The organism is Massilia endophytica, assembly GCF_021165955.1.
Taxonomy (GTDB): Bacteria; Pseudomonadota; Gammaproteobacteria; order Burkholderiales; family Burkholderiaceae_D; genus Rugamonas; species Rugamonas endophytica.
Genome location: NZ_CP088952.1, coordinates 4,897,617 through 4,918,439, shown reverse-complemented (window position 1 = coordinate 4,918,439; position 20,823 = coordinate 4,897,617). Strand labels below are relative to the sequence as shown.

At 64.9% G+C, this 20,823-nt stretch carries 12 protein-coding genes; 3 read left to right on the top strand and 9 right to left on the bottom strand.

The features are described from left to right. Window positions 1-105: 105 nt before the first annotated feature. The 7 genes from LSQ66_RS22580 to LSQ66_RS22550 all read right to left on the bottom strand — a co-directional run bounded on the left by LSQ66_RS22580 (window position 106) and on the right by LSQ66_RS22550 (window position 15,545). On the bottom strand, window positions 106-3,096 hold the full coding sequence (locus tag LSQ66_RS22580; protein WP_231767410.1) for a TonB-dependent receptor: 2,991 nt from the start codon (window positions 3,094-3,096) through the stop codon (window positions 106-108). Window positions 3,097-3,480: 384 nt separating this feature from the next. After that, window positions 3,481-4,944 carry a glutamate synthase subunit beta gene (locus LSQ66_RS22575; RefSeq protein WP_231767409.1) on the bottom strand — a complete coding sequence of 488 codons (1,464 nt, stop codon included), beginning with the start codon at window positions 4,942-4,944 and terminating at the stop codon, window positions 3,481-3,483. Window positions 4,945-4,968: 24 nt separating this feature from the next. Beyond that, window positions 4,969-9,690, bottom strand: coding sequence for a glutamate synthase-related protein (locus LSQ66_RS22570; protein ID WP_231767408.1), 4,722 nt, complete (start codon window positions 9,688-9,690; stop codon window positions 4,969-4,971). 133 nt (window positions 9,691-9,823) lie between these two features. Beyond that, window positions 9,824-10,522: a transposase gene (locus LSQ66_RS22565; RefSeq protein ID WP_231767407.1), complete on the bottom strand. Its 699-nt coding sequence runs from the start codon at window positions 10,520-10,522 to the stop codon at window positions 9,824-9,826. A gap of 111 nt (window positions 10,523-10,633) precedes the next feature. Beyond that, a complete protein-coding gene (locus tag LSQ66_RS22560; RefSeq protein WP_231767406.1) occupies window positions 10,634-11,314 on the bottom strand; it encodes a response regulator transcription factor in 681 nt (226 codons plus the stop codon). Window positions 11,315-11,396: 82 nt separating this feature from the next. Then, window positions 11,397-12,425 (bottom strand): PAS domain-containing sensor histidine kinase, encoded by a 1,029-nt coding sequence (locus LSQ66_RS22555; protein ID WP_231767405.1) that lies wholly within the window; start codon window positions 12,423-12,425, stop codon window positions 11,397-11,399. 3 nt (window positions 12,426-12,428) lie between these two features. Continuing rightward, a complete protein-coding gene (locus tag LSQ66_RS22550) occupies window positions 12,429-15,545 on the bottom strand; it encodes a DEAD/DEAH box helicase (RefSeq protein WP_231767404.1) in 3,117 nt (1,038 codons plus the stop codon). 184 nt (window positions 15,546-15,729) lie between these two features. On the opposite strand from LSQ66_RS22550, the gene LSQ66_RS22545 reads away from it, so the two are divergent. The 3 genes from LSQ66_RS22545 (at window position 15,730) to LSQ66_RS22535 (ending at window position 19,037) form a co-directional block, all read left to right on the top strand. Next, window positions 15,730-18,078 (top strand): Tex family protein, encoded by a 2,349-nt coding sequence (locus LSQ66_RS22545; protein WP_231767403.1) that lies wholly within the window; start codon window positions 15,730-15,732, stop codon window positions 18,076-18,078. Window positions 18,079-18,148: 70 nt separating this feature from the next. After that, window positions 18,149-18,463, top strand: coding sequence for a Grx4 family monothiol glutaredoxin (grxD, locus tag LSQ66_RS22540; protein ID WP_231767402.1), 315 nt, complete (start codon window positions 18,149-18,151; stop codon window positions 18,461-18,463). After that, on the top strand, window positions 18,456-19,037 hold the full coding sequence (locus LSQ66_RS22535) for a UbiX family flavin prenyltransferase (RefSeq protein WP_231767401.1): 582 nt from the start codon (window positions 18,456-18,458) through the stop codon (window positions 19,035-19,037). The genes grxD and LSQ66_RS22535 overlap by 8 nt, the downstream gene beginning before the upstream one ends. Before the next feature lie 12 nt (window positions 19,038-19,049). On the opposite strand, the gene LSQ66_RS22530 is transcribed toward LSQ66_RS22535, so the two are convergent. Together LSQ66_RS22530 and LSQ66_RS22525 are read right to left on the bottom strand one after the other, a co-directional pair. After that, the gene (locus LSQ66_RS22530) at window positions 19,050-19,457 is read right to left on the bottom strand and encodes a hypothetical protein (RefSeq protein WP_231767400.1); all 408 of its coding nucleotides are present in this window, start codon (window positions 19,455-19,457) and stop codon (window positions 19,050-19,052) included. Window positions 19,458-19,736: 279 nt separating this feature from the next. Further along, window positions 19,737-20,777 carry an MBL fold metallo-hydrolase gene (locus LSQ66_RS22525; protein ID WP_231767399.1) on the bottom strand — a complete coding sequence of 347 codons (1,041 nt, stop codon included), beginning with the start codon at window positions 20,775-20,777 and terminating at the stop codon, window positions 19,737-19,739. Between the last annotated feature and the right edge of the window lie 46 nt (window positions 20,778-20,823).

The following is a 20,823-nucleotide window of genomic DNA, read 5'->3' as shown; positions in this document are numbered from 1 at the left end:
GTTGATGAGGATATTGTTGCACAGTCCAAAACGACAGGGGCCGCAATCTTCGCGGCCCGTCTTGAAAACCGGCCCGGCTTGCGCCGGGCCGGATGCTTCACACGCTTAGAACTTGTAGCGCGCCGACAGCATGTAGCGCGGGCCCTGCTGGGCTGCGTACAGGGCCATCGACTCGGTACGGCCGTACTGGCGCACGGTTTCGTCGGTGAGGTTGATGCCTTCGAACTGCACCGACAGGTTCTTGTCGATGTTGTAGCCGATGCTCAGGTCCAGCTGGCCGTAGGCGTCGGTGTAGCGCGGGTTCGACTTGCCGTTGTCCGCCGGGGTGACGAGGAACTTGTCACGCCAGTTGTAGGCGGCGCGGATGCTCCACTTGGCATCTTCGTAGATGCCGACCAGGTTGGCAGAGTCGCTGAGGCCGACCAGCGCGAACTGGTCCGTCGTGCCCGTATTGTCGAAGGTCAGGCCCGACTTCACGTAGGTGTAGTTGGCCTGCACGCCGAAGCCGCTGCTGCCGAACATGTGCTGCACATTGATCTCGGCGCCCTTCAGGTTGGCGTTCTTCTCGTTGACCGGCGTGGTCACGCGGGTCGGCACGAAGGGATCGCCGGCGATGCCGGTGATGGTGCCCTCGATCACGCCCAGCGAGTTCGGCGTCAGCGACACGGCCTTCACGCCAGGCTGGCCGTTGAAGGTGCGGAAGATGTAGTTGCGCACGCAGATGGTGTCGGTCGCGGTGCAGCCGCCGCCGCTGGCGGAAATGGCCTGGTTGTAGTACTTGCCGCCGATCGGGGTGGTCACCGTGCCGGTGCCCTGCACCACGCGGTTGCCCGCGTAATTGCTCAGGCTCTTGTGGAAGAGGCCCAGCGATACCATGCTCTGCTTGTCGTAATACCATTCGGCCGACAGGTCCTTGTTCTTCGACTTGACCGGCTTCAGGCCAGGATTGCCGGCCGTGCCGTTCACGCCCGTCACGCCCAGGCTGTTCGACAGCGAGGTGCTGGCGATGATCTGGTCGTACATCGGGCGGCCGATGGTTTCGCCGTAGCTGGCGCGCAGCTTCACGTCCGAACGCGGGTCGATGTCGAAGTCCAGGCTTGGCAGCACGTGGTTGTAGCTGCCCGTGCCGCTGACGAAGGTGCTGCCGCTGGAGTTCAGGTTCAGCTCATTCTGCGAAACCCAGTCGATGGACTGCGGCACGGTGGACAGGGTGGTGGAGAGCACGTCGGTCTTCTCGTAGCGCGCGCCGATGCCGGTGTGGGCCGGCATGCCGGCGATTTCCCACTCGGTGTTCATCTGCAGGTACAGCGACTTGCTCTTCTCCGTGGTGCGGCGTTCCCAGTCCGGATTCACCAGGGTGGGCGTGAAGTCCTGCGGGGCGCCCGTGCTCTTGATGGCGGCCTCGCGCATGGCGGCCAGGTTGAAGGTGTAGTACGTCTGCATCAGTTTCGGGTCGCTGCTGCCGCCCAGCTTGCCGAAGTAGTCGCTCAACCTGGACTGATGCCACAGGGACTGGTCCTGGGTCTTGTCGCCCGCGCCGCCCCAGGCGTTCTGCTGCACCTGCTTGAACAGGGAGCGGTTCTTGACCTTGGTGTGCGACAGGCCGAAGTTCAGGTTCGACGATTCCAGCAGCGACAGTTTGCCGCCCGCCTGGAACTGGTCGATGACCATGCGCTGGTAGCCGTCCTGGAACCAGGAACCTGCCACCATGTGCGGCGAGTTGCCAGGAACGGTGGTGACGCTCAGCACCGGCATGTAGTTGTTGAAGTCCAGCGAGGTGATGGCGCGGTTGAAGGTGGCCGTGGCCAGGTCGTTGTTGCTTCCGAAGGGGCTGTCCCGTTTCGATACGGCGGTGGAGTGGTGCCCGTCGAGGTTCAGTTTCAGGGAGGGCGTAACCTTCCACTGCACATTCAGGCCGGTGGAGCCGTTGGTGGACTTGGTGCCGTAGTCGCCGCCGTTGGTGCTCAGGTCTTCCGGCGCGGTGGTGGGGCCGCGGTCGGTGATGTTGGTGGTGTAGACCAGGGGCGCCGCCACCGGACCGTCGGTCCAGGTGCCGCTCGACGGGCCGTTGTTGAACCACACGCTCATCTCGTTGTACTTGCTGTGGATTTTGTTCTGCGAGTAGGTGTAGTCCAGCGTGGTGACCAGGTCCTTGTTGGGCTTGAACTGCAGGGTCAGCTGGCCGTTGGTACGCTCGCGGTGGGTGCCGCGGGTGTTGTAGTTCATGTTCTGCGGCCAGAGATAGATATCGTTGGCGTCAGGGAAGTTCTTGATCCCGGCCGCGCCCGGCACCAGGCGTTCCACGGCCTTCGATTCATTGCCCTTGTAGGGGCCGACCCAGCCGTTGGCAACCAGGGCCGAATTCACGCCCGAATTGCGTTCCTGGTAGCTGCCCGAGATGGCGACGCCGAACATGCCGAAGGTCTCGCTGTACAGGCCGGACACTTCCGGGGTCAGGGACTTGCCGACCTTGTTCTCGCCCGGCAGGCGGTTGTTCGACTCGTCGTAGACGGCCTTTACGCCCACGGACGCCTGGCGGCCGGGACGGTCGAAGGGGCGCGCGCTCATGATGTTGATGGTGGCGCCGATGCCGCCCGGCGGCGTGTCGGCACGGCTCGACTTGTACACCTGGATCTGGGACACGGCTTCCGAGGCCAGGTTGGCGAAGTCGAAGGAGCGGCCGTTCAGGTTGTCCAGCGCCGAGGTCGGCATCTGGCGGCCGTTCAGCAGCACCATGTTCAGGTCGGGGCCCACGCCGCGCACGGTAACGCGCGCGCCTTCGCCCAGGTTGCGGTCGATGGAGACGCCCGAAATGCGCTGCAGGGACTCGGCCAGGTTGGTATCCGGGAACTTGCCGATGTCTTCGGCCACGATGCCGTCCACGAACCCGTCGGCGTTGCGCTTGAGGTTCAGGGTGGACTGCATGGCGGCGCGCAGGCCGGTCACGATGATCTTCTGGGGTTCCTCGTCCGGCGCCGCGCCGGTGGTCTGGGCATGGGCTGGCACGATGGCCGCGCACGCGCTGGCCACGGCAAGGGAAATCAACCGTTGTTTGGTGTTTGGCTGAACGGCAACGCCTTTCTTACGATTACGCACTGCGTCTCCTCTCTGAGAGTTGGTAACGGACGGGCCTCTTGGGCGGGCTCGGCCGTGGGGTGGGTGCTACAAAACTTCGAATGTCTTGTGGGCAGCCTGAGGGCGGCCACCTGGCGATGGCCTCAGCCGCCTGCGGGGCGTGAGCAGTTCATGGAGTCTCCTTTATGTCGGCCGTGCCGGTTCTATTTTTTGAAAACGTTTTCTTGAGGGCTTGAAAACGTTTTCTTGAGATTGCATTTTGGCCTGCTTAGCGAAACAGATCAACAATATTTGGAATTTATCTAACCTTAGGTTGCAAGAACACAACCATCAGGGGGCCGAAAATGGTAGCGCAAACAACGCAGCGCCCCGGCGGGGCGCTGCGTTGTGCGTAACAGGCCCGGCTCAGCGCGGGAGGACGGAAGAGCCCATCAGGTATTCGTCCACCGCGCGGGCGCACTGGCGGCCCTCGCGGATGGCCCAGACCACGAGGGACTGGCCACGGCGCATGTCGCCGGCCGCGAACACGCCCGGCTTGCTGGTCTTGTAGCAGCCTTCGCCGTCCGTGGTGGCGCGGGCGTTGCCGCGGGCGTCCTTGTCCACGCCGAAGGCATCCAGCACCTGCTGGACCGGGGACACGAAGCCCATGGCCAGCAGCACCAGGTCGGCCTTCAGCTCGAACTCGGAGTTCGGCACTTCGCTCATCTTGCCGTCTTTCCATTCGACGCGGCAGGCGATCAGCTTCTCGACCTTGCCGCCCTTGCCTTCCAGGCGCTTGGTGGCCACTGCCCAGTCGCGCTCGCAGCCTTCCTCGTGGGACGAAGAGGTGCGCAGCTTGGTCGGCCAGTAAGGCCAGACCAGGGGCTTGTTTTCCTGCTCGGGCGGCATGGGCATGAGTTCGAACTGGGTCACGCTGGCCGCGCCGTGGCGGTTGGAGGTGCCCACGCAGTCCGAACCCGTGTCGCCGCCGCCGATCACCACCACGTGCTTGCCGGTGGCCTTGATCTGGTCCTTGACCTTGTCGCCTGCGTTCACCTTGTTCTGCTGGGGCAGGAAGTCCATGGCGAAGTGCACGCCCTTGAGTTCGCGGCCCGGCACTGGCAGGTCGCGCGGCTGCTCGGCACCGCCCGCGATCACCACCGCGTCGAAGTCCTTTTCCAGGTCTTCGGGGAAGATGGTCTCCTTGGCCCAGTTGTTCACCGTGGCCGGGAAATCCTTGCCGATCAGGGTGGAAAGGCGGAACTTCACGCCCTCCGCTTCCATCTGTTCGATGCGGCGGTCGATATGGGACTTTTCCATCTTGAAGTCGGGGATGCCGTAGCGCAGCAGGCCGCCCGCGCGGTCGGACTTCTCGAAGACCGTCACCTCATGGCCGGCGCGCGCCAGCTGCTGGGCCGCCGCCAGGCCCGCAGGGCCGGAACCGACGATGGCGACCTTCTTGCCCGTCTTGACGGACGCGGGCTGGGGCAGGACCCAGCCGTTTTCCCAGCCGGTATCGATGATCTTGTGCTCGATGGATTTGATGCCGACCGGGTCGTCGCCGATGCCCAGGGTGCAGGCGCTCTCGCAGGGCGCGGGGCAGATGCGGCCCGTGAACTCGGGGAAGTTGTTGGTCGAGTGCAGCACGTCCAGCGCGGCGCGGTAATGGTTGCGGTAGACCAGGTCGTTCCAGTCCGGGATGATGTTGTTGACCGGGCAGCCCGTGTTGCAGAAGGGGATGCCGCAGTCCATGCAGCGCGCGCCCTGCACCTTGGCCTGCTCGTCCGTCAGGTGCAGCACGAACTCCTTGTAGTTCTTGACCCGCGCCTCGGGCGCCAGATGGCCCTCTTCCTGGCGCTGGAATTCCATGAAACCGGTGATTTTTCCCACTTTGTATTCCTTTCTGTCCAGGCTTTAGGCGGCGATCGCCTGGGTTTCCGCTTCGACGGCGGCGTTCTCGGCCATTTCGACCAGGGCGCGCTTGTACTCGTTCGGGAAGACCTTCACGAACTTGGTGCGGCTCTCCGCCCAGTTGTCCAGCAACAGGCGGGCGCGGGTGCTGCCCGTGTGCTTGAAGTGGCGTTCGATCAGGCGCTTCAGGATGGTCTCGTCCGCTTCCGGCGTGCCGTTGCGGTGCTGGGCGTGCCAGGTGGACTTGTCCACATGCTGCTCGGCCGCAGGCAGCACGGCTTCCAGGCTGACCATGGACATATTGCATTTGCGCTCGAACTCGCCGTCCGGGTCGTAGACGTAGGCGATGCCGCCGCTCATGCCCGCCGCGAAATTGCGGCCGGTGGCGCCCAGCACCACCACGGTGCCGCCCGTCATGTATTCGCAGCCGTGGTCGCCCAGGCCTTCCACGATGGCCGTGGCGCCCGAGTTGCGCACCGCGAAACGCTCGCCCGCCACGCCGTTGATGAAGGCTTCGCCTGCAATGGCGCCGTACATCACGGTATTGCCGACGATGATGTTGTTCACCGCCCAGCCGCGGAACTCGGTGTTCGGGCGCACGATGATGCGGCCGCCGGACAGGCCCTTGCCCACATAGTCGTTGCCTTCGCCCACCAGGTCGATGGTGATGCCATGGGCCAGGAAGGCGCCCGCGGACTGGCCCGCCGTGCCCTGCAGCTGGATGTGGATGGTGTCGTCCGGCAGGCCTTCATGGCCGTAGCGCTTGGCCACTTCGCCCGAGAGCATGGCGCCCACGGTGCGGTTCAGGTTGCGCACCGGCGAGATGAAGGACACGCGCTCGCCTTTCTCCAGCGCCGCACGGGCCTGGGCGATGAGCTTGTGGTCCAGCGCCTTTTCCAGGCCGTGCTCCTGTTCCTCGTTGTGGTAGATGGCCAGGGGCTTGTCCGTGACGGCCTGGTAGAAGATGCGCGAGAAGTCCAGGCCCTGCGCCTTCCAGTGCGTGATGGCTTTCGACTTGTCCAGCAGGTCGGAACGGCCGATCAGTTCGTCGTAAGTACGGATGCCCAGCTGGGCCATGATCTGGCGCGCTTCCTCGGCCACGAAGAAGAAGTAGTTCACCACGTGTTCCGGCTTGCCCTGGAACTTGGCGCGCAGGACGGGGTCCTGGGTCGCCACGCCCACGGGGCAGGTGTTGAGGTGGCACTTGCGCATCATGATGCAGCCTTCCACCACCAGCGGCGCGGTGGCGAAGCCGATTTCGTCGGCGCCCAGCATGGCGGCGATGACCACGTCGCGGCCCGTGCGCATCTGGCCGTCGGCCTGCACGCGGATGCGGCTGCGCAGGCCGTTCAGCACCAGCGTCTGCTGGGTTTCGGCCAGGCCCAGCTCCCACGGCGTGCCGGCATGCTTCACGGAGGACAGGGGCGATGCGCCCGTGCCGCCGTCATGGCCTGCCACCACCACATGGTCGGCCTTGGCCTTGGAGACGCCCGCGGCCACGGTGCCGATGCCCACTTCCGACACCAGCTTGACCGAGATGGAAGCGCGCGGGTTGGCGTTCTTCAGGTCGTGGATCAGCTGCGCCAGGTCTTCGATGGAGTAGATGTCGTGGTGCGGCGGCGGCGAGATCAGGCCCACGCCCGGCACCGAGAAGCGCAGCGTGGCGATGTATTCGGATACCTTGTGGCCCGGCAGCTGGCCGCCTTCGCCCGGTTTCGCGCCCTGGGCCATCTTGATCTGGATCTGGTCGGCGGAGTTCAGGTAGGCCGCCGTGACGCCGAAGCGGCCGGACGCCACCTGCTTGATGCGCGAGCGCAGGGAGTCGCCTTCTTCCAGCGGAATGTCCACTACCACCTGGTCCTTGCCCAGGATGGAGGCCATGGTCTCGCCCTTGCGGATCGGGATGCCTTTGAGTTCGTTCACGTAGCGCGACGGGTCTTCGCCGCCCTCGCCCGTGTTCGATTTGCCGCCGATGCGGTTCATGGCGATGGCCAGGGTGGCGTGGGCTTCGGTCGAAATGGAGCCGAGCGACATGGCGCCGGTGGCGAAGCGCTTCACGATCTCCTTGGCCGGTTCCACTTCGTCCAGCGGAATCGCCTTCGCCGGGTCGATCTTGAACTCGAAGAGGCCGCGGAAGGTCAGGTGGCGGCGGCTCTGGTCGTTGATGATCTGGGCGTATTCCTTGTAGGTCGAGAAGTTGTTGGCACGGGTGGAGTGCTGCAGCTTCGCGATGGCGTCCGGCGTCCACAGGTGGTCTTCGCCGCGCACGCGGTAGGCATATTCGCCGCCCGCATCCAGCTGGTCGGCCAGCACGGGATCGTTGCCGAAGGCGAGGTTGTGCAGGCGCAGGGCCTCTTCCGCCACTTCGAACAGGCCGATGCCTTCCACGTTCGAGGCCGTGCCCTTGAAGTACTTGTCCACCAGGGACTTGTTCAGGCCAACGGCTTCGAAGATCTGGGCGCCGCAGTAGGACATGTAGGTGGAGATGCCCATCTTGGACATCACCTTCATCAGGCCCTTGCCCACGGCCTTGGTGAAGTTGTAGATGGCTTCCTCGCCCGTGACCTTGGCCGGCAGCGCGTGCGCCAGGTCCATCAGGGTTTCCATGGCGAGGTAGGGGTGGACGGCTTCCGCGCCGTAGCCCGCCAGCAGGGCGAAGTGGTGGGTCTCGCGGGCGGAACCGGTTTCCACCACCAGGCCGGTGGAGGCGCGCAGGCCCTTGCTCACCAGGTGCTGGTGGATGGCGGAGGTGGCCAGCAGGGCCGGAATCGCCACGCGGTCCGGGCCCACCTGGCGGTCGGACACGATGAGGATATTGTGGCCGGACTTGATGGCGTCCACGGCTTCCGCGCACAGGGAGGCCAGCGAGGCTTCCACGCCTTCCTTGCCCCAGGCGAGCGGATAGCAGATGTTCAGCTCATAGGACTTGAACTTGCCGCCCGTGTGCTGGCCGATATTGCGCAGGCGTTCCATGTCCTCGAAGGACAGCACGGGCTGCGACACTTCCAGGCGCATCGGCGGGTTGACGTTGTTCGTGTCCAGCAGGTTCGGCTTCGGGCCGATGAAGGACACCAGCGACATCACCATGGCTTCGCGGATCGGGTCGATCGGCGGGTTGGTCACTTGCGCGAAGAGCTGCTTGAAGTAGTGGTACAGCGGCTTGAGCTTGTTGGACATGACGGCCAGCGGCGAGTCGTTGCCCATGGAGCCCACGGCTTCCTCGCCTGCCGTGGCCATTGGCGCCATCAGGAAGCGCAGGTCTTCCTGGGTGTAGCCGAAGGCCTGCTGGCGGTCCAGCAGGGAGGCGGTGGGCTTCTCGCCGGTGGCCGGGCCGTACTTCACCACATTGTGCGCCTTCTGCGATTCGGACAGCTTCAGGCCGCCCAGCTTGATGCGCACGGCGTTGATCCAGGCCTTGTAGGGCTTGGCGTTGGCGTAGGTGTCCTTCAATTCCTTGTCGTCGATGATGCGGCCCGCTTCCAGGTCGATCAGGAACATCTTGCCCGGCTGGAGGCGCCACTTCTGGATGATCTTCGATTCGGGAATCGGCAGCACGCCCGATTCGGAAGCCATCACCACCAGGTCGTCGTCGGTGACGATGTAGCGGGCGGGGCGCAGGCCGTTGCGGTCAAGCGTGCCGCCGATATAGCGGCCGTCGGTGAAGGCCATGGCGGCGGGGCCGTCCCACGGCTCCATCATCGCCGCGTGGTATTCGTAGAAGGCCTTGCGGTTGTCGTCCATGAGCGTGTGGTTCTCCCACGCTTCCGGGATCATCATCATCATGGCCTGGGCCAGCGGATAGCCTGCCATCAGCAGCAGTTCCAGCGCGTTGTCGAAGCAGGCGGTGTCGGACTGGCCTTCGTAAATCAGCGGGAAGAGCTTCTGCAGGTCTTCGCCCAGCACGGCGGACTTCATCACGCCTTCGCGGGCGCGCATCCAGTTGAAGTTGCCCTTCACGGTGTTGATCTCGCCGTTGTGCGCGATCAGGCGGTAGGGGTGGGCCAGCGGCCACTCGGGGAAGGTATTGGTGGAGAAGCGCTGGTGCACCAGCGCCAGCGCGGAAACGCAGCGCGGGTCCTGCAGGTCGCGGTAGTACACGCCCACCTGGTCGGCCAGCAGCAGGCCCTTGTACACCACGGTGCGGGCGGACATGGAGGGCACGAAGAATTCCTTGCCGTGCAGGAGCTTGAGCGCCTGGATGGCGTGGCCGGAGGACTTGCGGATCACGTAGAGCTTGCGCTCCAGGGCATCGGTCACCATGATGTCCGGGCCGCGGCCGATGAAGATCTGGCGGATCACGGGCTCCTTGTCGCGCACCAGGGGCGACATAGGCATGTCGGTATCGACCGGCACATTGCGCCAGCCCAGCACCACCTGGCCTTCGATGCGCACGGCGCGCTCGATCTCCTGTTCGCAGGCGATGCGCGAAGCGTTCTCCTTGGGCAGGAAGACCATGCCCACGCCGTACTCGCCGGGCGGAGGCAGCTCCACGCCCTGCTTGGCCATCTCGTCGCGGTAGAACTGGTCGGGAATCTGGATCAGGATGCCCGCGCCGTCGCCCATCAGCTTGTCGGCGCCCACGGCGCCCCTGTGGTCGAGGTTCTTCAGGATCAGCAGGCCCTGCTCGATGATGGAATGGCTCTTGTTGCCCTTGATGTGGGCCACGAAGCCCACGCCGCAGGCGTCGTGTTCGTTGGCTGGGTCGTACAAACCTTGCGCGTTCATGCAGATTCTCCGGTGCTTTTCAGTGACGAAAAACCAGATTAGTGCAATGCACAAGAAAACTCAACAGAAATAATTAGGGTCGGAGTCGCATTAATTCAGACCGAGTCGGACGAAAAATTAATTGGGGACACAGTCACGCTTGCACAGGCTTCTTGAATGGACGGCCCCGTTTTGCGGGCAATACCTGGCGTTTCGCCCGGTGTTCCAGCTCCGTTTTGAACTTGTCCGAGCCAAGGGGCCAGCCCTTGAGGACGGCGCTTTCGATGGCCTTGATGTCCGCGCTGCCCAGGCCGTTGGCGGAAAGTTCGGTATAGGCGGCCTCGCGCTGGAAAGGCGTATTGCCCAGCCCCCAGTAAAGCGCGTGGTCCGTGACCGCCCCTTCCGGCTTCTGGCCTACATGGTGGGCGTAGCTCGACCAGGCATACTGCTCCGGATGCCCCGCCAGCCCGGCGCGCACGGGCGCCAGCTCGATATAGCGGCTGCACAGCAGCAGGTAGTTGGCGGCATCGATGACGGAAGTCTTGTAGCGCCCGTGCCAGAGGGTGCCGGCGCGGGCGTATTTCTGGTTGTAGTAGGGAACGTAATAGCGGCCCAGCAGCTGCATCATGCCCGCCAGCCCGCCCTCGTCCGCGGGCGTGGCGAGCAGGTGAAGCTCGCCCGGCAGGAGGGAGTAGGCATGGACGGCGACCTTGAACTGCTTCGCGGCGCCCCGCATCCAGCCGATGAAGGCCTCGTAGTCGGCGCTATCCTGGAAGACCGGCAGCCCATTCAGGCCGCGCTGGATGATGTAATGGGGCTGGGAAGGGATGACAAGACGGGGCAGGCGGGCCATAAATGAGAAAAACGCTGTTCGGATAAACCGATATTAGCGCTTTTCTCCGACTCCGTCCCCAATTATTTCGATCGGCGAAAAATGGCGATCGACTCTGTCCCTATTTACGTATCAGGAAAGGTTGAAGCTGGCGGAAAGGCTGTAGCCTTCGCCGTAGGCGCTGCGCAGGGGAAGGTCCTGGCCCAGGCCGTTGCGCGCTTTCTTGCGCAGGCGGTAGACCAGCATGTCGACCCGGCGGCCCGCGTCCGGATCGTCGCCGCCAATGCCCTGCACGATGACGTCGCGCGGGACAGGACGGGTATTGATGGTGAGCAGGTGCAGGAAGTTGCACTCTTTCTCGGTGAGGGTAATCGATTGCCCTTCCACCTGGAGCTGGCGGTCGGCCAGGCGCAGGGTCCATTTGTTGGGCAGGGGCTGGGGCTCGTGCGGACCGACGCGCCGGTCCAGCGCCTCGATGTGGGCGGCCAGCTCGGGGAATTTGATGGGCTTGGTCAGGTAGTGGTCCGCGCCCAGGCGCAGGCCCATGATGCGGCTGTCGAAATTGACCCGGCCCGTCAGCACCAGCAGGCCGATCTGCGGATAGAGCTGGCGCATGCGGGGAATGACGTTGATGCCGTCCTCGTCGGGAAGGCCCAGGTCGAGCACGACGACGCCGACCTTGCCCTGGCTGAGTGCCGACCACATTTCACTGGCATTGTTGGTGGTGTGGGCCTCGTGGCCCAGCTCAGTCAGGAAGTCCGCCATCTCCTCGGCGTACTCCAGATTGTCTTCCACGATGAGTATTTGCGTCATTGATGCGCCATTCTTACAGTTTGTTAGGCAGCCAGAGCCTGCAACTAAGAATTATCATAGCTGAATTCGTCATACGCAAGGCTTATACGGGTAAGGGCAACCAAATCCGAAACTTCTTGCCGCTTTCCGGCATATTTTCCACGCCGAGCGTTCCCCCGTGGACTTCCACCACGGAACGGGCCATGTAGAGCCCCAGGCCCGATCCCGGCACCGCCGCCGCACCGGCGCCGCGGAAGCCTTTTTCAAAGATCCGCCCCAGCTCGTCCGCGGGTATCGGCGGCCCGTAGTCCGTTACCGTCAGCTCCACCCCGCCCTCGGCCGCCTTGCGGCCGGACAGGACCACGGGTGTGCCGTCGGGCGAGTACTTGATGGCATTGTCGAGCAGGATGTCCAGGCACATGCGCAGACCCTGCGGATTGCAGCGCAGCCACTGCGGCAGGCCTTCGTTCTGCACGGCGACGGCGCCGCGCCGCAGCCGGGCCTGCTCGGCGGCCGTTTCCAGCAGGGCCTCCGGCGAGATTTCATTGGGTTGGCGCTTGCGGCCGATCGAGGCCAGGCGCTCGGGCGTGAGGTATTCCTCGATCATGCCCAGCAGCCTTTCGACGGCCGTGGCGATCTTGCGGTAGCGCTTCTGGGTGGCTTCGTCCGCCTCGTCCGCCGTCATTTCCAGGCGCTGGATAGCGCCGTCGATGGTGGACAGCGGCGTGCGGAATTCGTGGGAGATCATGGACACGAAGCGCTTCTGCTGGGCTTCCTGCTCGCGCCGCTCGCTGATGTCGCGCACCACGCCCACCAGGCGCAGGGAGCCGTCCTCGGCATGCACGAGGGTCGATTCGATCTCCACCGGCACCTTGGCGCCGCCCCGCCCTTCGAGCTCGGCCTCCCGGCGCAGGGTGCGGCGCGATTCGTCGCCCGCCTCGAAACGGGCGATGCGGGCGGGCAGGTCGTGCATCAGCGCATCGGCCACGGCCTGGGATTTTTCCGGGCCATAGCCGAACTTGCGGCCGGCGGCCGGGCTGGTGTACAGCACCCGGGCGCTGGCGCAGTCGATCATCCAGTGCAGGTCGCTGCTGTAGTCGAGAATGAGGCGGAAATCTTCGTTGGTCGGCATCGATCAGTCCACAAGCGGCGCAAAAATCTGCTGCAGGTCTTCCTGGGTCAGGGCCAGTTTCTGCGACTCGCCTTCGGCCAGCACGGATTGCGCCAGGTCGGCTTTCTTCTGTTGCAGAAGCTGAATCTTTTCCTCCAGTGTACCCTTTGCGATGAGCTTGTAGACAAAGACCGGCTTGTCCTGCCCGATACGCCAGGCGCGGTCGGTGGCCTGGTTCTCGGCGGCAGGGTTCCACCACGGGTCGTAGTGGATCACGGTATCGGCCGCCGTCAGGTTCAGGCCGACGCCGCCTGCCTTCAGGCTGATCAGGAAGACCGGCACCGCGCCCTGCTGGAAGGCCGCCACCTGGGCGCCCCGGTCGCGCGTTTCGCCGGTCAGGATGGCGTAGGGGATGTTGCGCTCCTCGAGCTCCTCCTCGATCAGCTCCAGCATGGAGGTGAACTGGGAGAAGACGAGGATCTTGCGGTCCTCTTCCAGCAGGTCTTCCAGCATCTGCATGAGGTCGGCAAGTTTGGCCGAGCCCGCCGCCTGCTGCTTGCGGCTGGACAGCGTCTTGACCAGGCGCGGGTCGCAGCAGACCTGGCGCAGCTTGAGCAGCGCTTCCAGGATCACGATCTGGCTGCGCGCCACGCCCTTGCGGTCGATCTCCTCGCGCACCTTCTGGTCCATGGCCAGGCGCACGGTCTCGTAGAGGTCGCGCTGCGGGCCCGTGAGCTCCACCTTGCGCACCATTTCCGTCTTCGGCGGCAGTTCCTTGGCCACGCTGTCCTTGGTCCGGCGCAGCAGGAAAGGCTTGATGCGGCGGTTCAGCAGGGCGCGCCGCAGGGGATCGTCCTGGCGCTCGATGGGGTGGCGGAACTGGGTGTTGAAGGTCTTCTCGTCGCCCAGCAGGCCGGGCAGCAGGAAGTGGAACTGGGACCACAGCTCGCCCAGGTGGTTCTCCAGCGGCGTGCCGGACAGGCAGAGCCGGTGCCTGGCGCGCAGCAGCCCGGCGCTCTGGGCTGCCTTGGAGCGGGTATTCTTGATGTAGTGCGATTCGTCCAGGATGACGAGGTGGAAGTCGTGCTCGCGCAGCTTTTCCTCGTCGCGCGGCAGCAGGGCATAGGTGGTGAGCACCAGGTCGGCCTCGGGAATCTTGTCGAAGAGCTCGGCGCGGTCCTTGCCTTGCAGCAGCAGCACCTTCAGGCTGGGCGCGAAGCGGGCCGCTTCCTCGCTCCAGTTGCCCATGAGGCTGGTGGGCGCGATGACGAGGGTGGGATGCGTCATGCGCCCCGATTCCTTCTCCACCAGGATATGCGCCAGGGTCTGCACCGTCTTTCCCAGGCCCATGTCGTCGGCCAGGATGCCCGCAAGATTGTATTCGCGCAGGAACTGCATCCAGGACAGGCCCTCCGTCTGGTAGTCGCGCAGGGTGGCGCGCAGGCCGGCCGGCGTCGCCACCCGCTTCACGGAGGAGAACTGGTTCAGCCGGCGGCCCATTTCGCGCAGCTCCCCGCCGCCGCTCCAGACGAAGTCGCCGGACTTCTCCAGTTCGTTCAGGCGCGCCGCGTCCAGGGTGGCCATGCGCACGGAATGGCGGATCTTGTCGTTGAAGTACAGCTCGCCCAGGGTGGACAGGATGGGCTTGACCCGGTTCCACGGCAGCGCCACCTTGAGGCCGCTCGGCAGCACGGCCAGCATCTGGTCCGTCTCGCCGTGGGCGGACAGGGCTTTCGGGCTGAAGTCGTTGGGCATGGCGCGGATCATCTGCACCAGCACGGGCAGCAGGGGCACGCGCTCCTGGTTGACCGTGATGCCCAGCTCCAGCTCGAACCAGGCATTGCCCGTATCCGGCCCCTCTTCCTCGATTTCGGCGTACCAGTCCTCCAGGGCCACCATGTCGTAGCGGTATTTGGAGGTCTTCTCGACCTGCCAGCCCGCCGCGCGCAGGGGCTCGATGCCGGATTCGGCGAAGCGTATCCAGTCGGCCTGGCTGGACAGCACCAGGCCGCCCCGCACGCTGGACAGGGGCAGGGTGGCGGGCTTGCGGAAGCCCAGGCCGGTCAGCATCTCCAGAGCCGCCGCTTCGGCCGCCTCGTCGCGCTGGATGATCTCGGTCACGTCGCCGCGCTGGCGCACCACGCGCTGCGACGGGTCGAAGGACACGCGCTCGCCGTCGTAGTCGTAGGACAGCACGGCGTAGTCGTTCCAGCGCTGCAGCGTGCCGTCCGCCAGCTGGGCGGAATCAAGCACGAGGATGGGGCGCGGCTTGACGTCGGTGCGGACGCGCTGCGGCAGGGGCTGCGGCAGGGGCATGAGCTGCTGCAGGCCGTGCGCCAGCAGCAGCTGGGAGACCCGCAGCTTGTCGTTGGGCATGAGCAGCGGCGCCTGGGCCACCAGGGCCTGCAGGTCGGCCAGGGGAATCTCGGCGCCGCCCTGGTTCAGGTTCAGCACGCCGCACGACAGGTTGTCGATGTACCAGGGCGGATCGGTGGGCAGCATGTAGTCGATCTGGTCCGCGCCGTGATGCTTGGCGCCCTCGGGCGCGTCCACCTTCCAGCCCAGCCGCAGGCCCTTGCCTTCCTCGCGCCAGGCCAGGCTGGCCGTGCGCTCCTGGCCCGCCTTCATGGGATAGACCAGGCCGTTGCCCACGTCGGCCCAGGAATTAGCCCACAGCAACTTATCCTGTTCGGACAGCATCTGGAGCAGGGCGGCCCCGATCTTGCCGCGCGGTTCGGTCGCGCTGCCCGTCTGGGAATTGGGTCCCGTGCGCATGGCCACGAAGAAGCGCACCAGGTCCTCGTCGCCCGGCTCCAGGAAGGGCGGCGGGGCGGACAGCAGGGAAAACACTTCGTTCACGGGGCTGGCCGCCGCCACGTCGCCGTTCGGCCGCAGCCGGGCCTTGTACAGGCACAGCGCCACATGGCGGCCGCCGCTCGTGGGGGCCAGCACATAGATCAGCCGGTAATTGGTCTGCTTGGGGTCGGGATCGACGGGGGTGAGCTTGGCTTTCGGATGCGCGGCTGCGTCCACCCTCTGCAGCCAGGTGGCCACAGCATAGGGAAGCTGTCCCGGCGGGGTGGCCGGGGCAGGTGCGGGAGCAGCAGGAGCTTCGCGGGTTTCGTCGCGGGTCAAATCCATTGGGCGCATTAAGGTCCTAAACGATTCACAAACGGCAACACGCAATATTATCCGTCAACCGGCGTCCTGTGTTTGTGAAAGTTCTAACTTAGCGCGGTCTGACACAGCTCTTTTGGAGTGTCAAGACTGGTTAAAACCACAGGATTGCGTATGATTCCGTGCTTCCTTATGTGAAATTCAAGCTATGCTGCCTCCTATCGAACAACGTCTGGCCGTCGAACTGGCGGCAAAACCGGTCCAGGTGGCCGCCGCCATCGCTCTCCTGGATGAGGGCGCGACCGTGCCCTTCATCGCCCGTTACCGCAAGGAAGCGACCGGCGGACTGGACGACACCCAGCTGCGCCTGCTGGAAGAGCGCCTGCGCTACCTGCGCGAGCTGGAGGACCGCCGCGCCGCCATCGTGGCCTCGATCACCGAACAGGGCAAGATGACGCCCGAACTGCTGGAAGCGGTCATGCACGCCGAGGACAAGACCCGGCTGGAAGACCTCTACCTGCCCTACAAGCAGAAGCGCCGCACCAAGGCCCAGATCGCCATTGAGGCGGGCCTCGCGCCCCTGGCCGAAGGCCTGCTGGCCGATCCCTCCCTCAATCCCGAGGAGGAGGCGGCCAGGTTCCTGCGCGAAGCCTTCACCACCCCGGACGGCAACAACCCCGGCGTGCCGGACACCAAGGCGGCCCTGGACGGCGCGCGCCAGATCCTCATGGAGCGCTTCGCCGAGGATGCGACCCTGCTGCAATCCCTGCGCGAATACGTGCAGGACCACGGCGTGGTGGAATCGAAGGTCGTGGAAGGCAAGCAGGAGGAAGGCGAGAAGTTCGCCGACTACTTCGATTATTCCGAGCCCCTGTCGGCCATTCCATCGCACCGCGCCCTGGCCCTGATGCGCGGCCGCCGCGAAGGCATGCTGGACGTGACCCTGCGCCTCGACTCCGAGGAGGAGAAGCCCAAGTGGGACGCGCCGCACAACCCCTGCGAGAGCCGTATCGCCGCGCGCTTCGGCATCAAGCCGGCCGGCCGTCCCGCCGACAAGTGGCTGACCGACACCGTGCGCTGGACCTGGCGCGTGAAGAGCTTCATGCACCTGGAAACGGAGCTGATGGGCGCCCTGCGCGAGAAAGCGGAGCTGGATGCGATCAACGTCTTCGCCACCAACCTGAAAGCCCTGCTGCTGGCGGCGCCGGCCGGTCCGCGCGCCACCATGGGCCTGGACCCGGGCCTGCGCACCGGCGTGAAGGTGGCGGTGGTGGATGCGACGGGCAAGGTGGTCGATACCGCCACCGTCTACCCGCACCAGCCGCGCAACGACTGGGAAGGCACGCTGCACGTGCTGGGCCAGCTGGCGGCAAAGCACAATGTGTCGCTCATCTCCATCGGCAACGGCACGGCCTCGCGCGAAACGGACAAGCTGGCGCAGGACCTGATCAAGCGCCGCCCCGAACTGAAGCTGACCAAGATCGTGGTATCCGAAGCGGGCGCCTCGGTGTATTCGGCCTCCGAATTCGCCTCGCGCGAGCTGCCGGAGCTGGATGTGTCCCTGCGCGGCGCGGTCTCGATCGCGCGCCGCCTGCAGGATCCGCTGGCCGAACTGGTGAAGATCGATCCGAAATCCATCGGTGTGGGCCAGTACCAGCACGACGTGTCGCAGACCCAGCTGGCGCGCACGCTGGACGCCGTGGTGGAGGACTGCGTGAACGCCGTGGGCGTGGACGTGAACACCGCTTCCGCGCCCCTGCTGGCGCGCGTGTCCGGCCTCTCGGCCAGCGTGGCGCAGAGCATCGTGAGCTACCGCGACATGAAGGGCGCGTTTACCTCGCGCGCCGCGCTGAAGTCCGTGCCGCGCCTGGGCGACAAGACCTTCGAGCAGGCGGCGGGCTTCCTGCGCGTGATGAACGGCGAGAACCCGCTGGACGCCTCGGCGGTGCACCCCGAGTCCTATCCCGTGGTCGAGAAGATCCTGGGCGATATCAAGAAGGACATCAAGGCCGTGATCGGCGCCACCCCGGTGCTGAAGACCCTGAGCCCGGCCAAGTACGCGGACGAGCGCTTCGGCGTTCCGACCGTGACGGACATCATCAAGGAGCTGGAGAAGCCGGGCCGCGATCCGCGTCCCGAATTCACCACCGCCACCTTCAAGGAAGGCGTGGAGGAGATCAGCGACCTGCGGCCTGACATGATCCTGGAAGGCGTGGTGACCAATGTGGCGGCCTTCGGCGCCTTCGTGGACATCGGCGTGCACCAGGATGGCCTGGTGCACATTTCGGCCCTGTCCACCACCTTCGTGAAGGACCCGCATACCGTCGTGAAGGCGGGACAGGTGGTGAAGGTGAAGGTGCTGGAGGTCGATCCCAAGCGCAAGCGCATTGCGCTGACCATGCGCCTGTCCGACAGCGCCCCCGCGCCCGGTTCGCGCCCCGAACAGCGGGGAGACCGCAACGACCGCCGCGCCATGGGCCAGCAGCAGAAGCAGCAGACGCGCGAGCCCGCGATGGCAGGCAGCATGGCCGCCGCCTTCGCCAAGCTGCGCGGCTGACGGCAACGGGTGCCGCCGATTTCTTATAAAATGGCGGCATCCGAAACACTTTCCCCTTATTGAGGCAGTCATGAGCGACGTACAAACCTGGATCAAAGAAACCGTGAACAGCACCCCCGTCGTGCTGTTCATGAAAGGCACCGCACAGTTTCCGCAGTGCGGCTTCTCGGGCCGCGCCATCCAGATCCTGAAGGCCTGCGGCGTCGAGAACATCGCCACCGTCAATGTGCTGGACGACCCCGAAGTGCGCCAGGGCATCAAGGAGTATTCGAACTGGCCGACCATCCCCCAGCTCTACGTGCGCGGCGAGTTCATCGGCGGCTCCGACATCATGAGCGAGATGTACGAATCCGGCGAGCTGAAAACCCTGCTGAACAATGCCTGAGCGCCCGCAGCGGATCGTCGTCGCCATTACGGGCGCCACCGGCGCCGTGTACGGCGTGCGTCTGCTGCAAAAGCTGCAAGCCTTTCCCGGCGTCGAGCGCCACCTCGTGGTGTCCGACGCCGCGGCCCTGACCCTGATCGAAGAAACCGGCATGCCGCGCCGCGATGTGGAGGCGCTGGCCGATGTCGTCCACAAGCCCGGCAATATCGGCGCGAGCATCGCCAGCGGCTCCTTCCAGACGGACGGCATGGTGATCGCACCGTGCTCGATGAAAACCCTGGCGGCCGTGGCCCATGGCCTGTCCGACAACCTGATCGCGCGGGCGGCGGACGTGGCGCTGAAGGAGCGCCGCAAGCTGGTGCTGATGGTGCGCGAAACGCCCTTCAACCTGGCGCACCTGCGCAATATGACGGCAGTGACGGAGATGGGCGGAATCGTCTTCCCGCCCCTGCCCAGCTTCTACAACAAACCCCGCACCATCGCGGAAATGGTGGACCACACGGTGGACCGTGTGCTCGACTTGCTGGGGCTGGATGCGCCGGGGGCGGCGCGCTGGACGGGACTGGGGGCCTGAGCCCCTTGATTGTTACTTCTGGTAATTAACGCGGACCAGCATGCGAATAAATTCGCGGGCGATCTGGCGGTGATGCTCGTCCAGTCTTTGCAAGTCTGCAATCAGTTTGACGTCGGCCGATTCGAAACGTGAAGGGCTGCCGCCCCCCTCGCCTGCCGGGGCCGCCGCTTCCGGGCCGCCGAAACGCAGCCATTCGGCAGGAACGCCCAGCCATTGCGCGATCATGCGCAGCTTCTCTTGCGTAGGGATGGCCTCGCCCACCAGCCATTTGCGGGCGGCATGCACCGTGATGGGGCGGCCTTCAAAGCGGATGTTAAATTCCCGGGCCAGCCGGGTCGGGCTATCGGGGGAGTAGTGGGCGTTTTTCAGAGCCTGCTGAAGCCGCTGGCTAAAGCTTTCACGTTCATTCGAAGAATTCATAGTTGCATAATTTCACGTCGCAGCCTGAATGTCAGTCTATGCACTGCTCAGACCGATTGTGACACGTCACACGGTTAAAATTAACATTTTACCGCGCCGCTGAGCTATTGGGAGCACGATTTAAAATTATTTCTTTGCGCCAAGTATGTTAAACACTCTTGCTGGGAGTGGCGAGATTTTTCTTGTAACAGCAGTCACAACAATTAGCAATTTGTCAATTTTATGGCCGCAAAACAGCCGGGCCGGAGTGGCCCACGGATGCCGGCCCGGTTTTCGGTTTTAAGCTGTCTGGAAACGAATAATGCCGTCCGCGCCGACATCACGGCGCACGATTCCGGTGCGCCACAGGCGGTGCAGGTGGGCCAGCGCCTCGCCCAGGGCGAAGCTGAGCTGGTGGGCGTCCAGCGGACGGCGGAACATGAGCGGCACGATGTCGGCCGCCGTGTGGGCCGTTCGGCACGCCTCCACCACTTCCGCCAGTCGGGCGGCGTGATGCTCGCGCAGCTGGGCGATGCGGGTGTGCAGGCCGCGGAAGGGGCGGCCGTGGGAGGGAAGGACCAGCACGTCGTCCGGCAGGGACGCGAAGCGCTGGAGGGAATCCAGGTACTGGCCCAGGGGATCGCCTTCAGGCTCGACGGCAAAGACGGAGACATTCGTGGAGATGCGCGGCAGCACCATGTCGCCCGACACCAGCAGGTTGAGGTCCGCGCAGTACAGCGAGGCATGCTCCGGCGAATGGCCGTACCCGGCGATCACCTGCCAGCGCTGGGCGCCGATTTCCACCTGCTGGCCGTCCTGCATGCGCAGATAGGAGGAAGGCACGGCAGGCACAAGGCTTGGATAGTAGCTTTTCCGGCTGCGCATCTTTTCCAGCATGGCCGGATCGTTCAGGCCATGGCGTTCGAAATGCGGCAGGGCGGCCGTGCCGTCCACGCCGGGCAGGGCCGCCGACATCATGCGGGCGAAGCCATATTCGCCCGCCGTCATCTGCAAGGGAATGTTCCAGCGGCGGCAGAGGGCGTCCGCCATGCCGATATGGTCCGGGTGGCAATGCGTGGCCAGGACGCGGACCAGGGGCAGCCCGTCCAGGCGGCTCGATGCCACGCTGTCCCAGGCGGCCTGGGTCTCGGGCGTGGAAGCGCCCGTATCGACCACGGTCCAGCCCGCGCCATCCTTCAGTAGCCACAGGTTGATGTGGTCGAGGGCAAAAGGCAGGGGCATGCGCAGCCAGTGGACGCCGGGCGCGATGTCCAGCCGCTCGCCGGGCGCAGGCACCTGGTCGGCAAATGGATACTGGAGCTGGGATTCGAGGGCGTTCATGGCTACAATGCGGTTAACGTTACGTAAACGGAAAACACATTGTAAG

Coding starts and splice junctions, on each gene's coding strand:
- LSQ66_RS22570 (WP_231767408.1), bottom strand. CDS start 9,690: ATGAACGCGCAAGGTTTGTACGACCCAGCCAACGAACACGACGCCTGC.
- LSQ66_RS22565 (WP_231767407.1), bottom strand. CDS start 10,522: ATGGCCCGCCTGCCCCGTCTTGTCATCCCTTCCCAGCCCCATTACATC.
- LSQ66_RS22560 (WP_231767406.1), bottom strand. CDS start 11,314: ATGACGCAAATACTCATCGTGGAAGACAATCTGGAGTACGCCGAGGAG.
- LSQ66_RS22555 (WP_231767405.1), bottom strand. CDS start 12,425: ATGCCGACCAACGAAGATTTCCGCCTCATTCTCGACTACAGCAGCGAC.
- LSQ66_RS22550 (WP_231767404.1), bottom strand. CDS start 15,545: ATGGATTTGACCCGCGACGAAACCCGCGAAGCTCCTGCTGCTCCCGCA.
- LSQ66_RS22545 (WP_231767403.1), top strand. CDS start 15,730: ATGCTGCCTCCTATCGAACAACGTCTGGCCGTCGAACTGGCGGCAAAA.
- grxD (WP_231767402.1), top strand. CDS start 18,149: ATGAGCGACGTACAAACCTGGATCAAAGAAACCGTGAACAGCACCCCC.
- LSQ66_RS22535 (WP_231767401.1), top strand. CDS start 18,456: ATGCCTGAGCGCCCGCAGCGGATCGTCGTCGCCATTACGGGCGCCACC.
- LSQ66_RS22530 (WP_231767400.1), bottom strand. CDS start 19,457: ATGAATTCTTCGAATGAACGTGAAAGCTTTAGCCAGCGGCTTCAGCAG.
- LSQ66_RS22525 (WP_231767399.1), bottom strand. CDS start 20,777: ATGAACGCCCTCGAATCCCAGCTCCAGTATCCATTTGCCGACCAGGTG.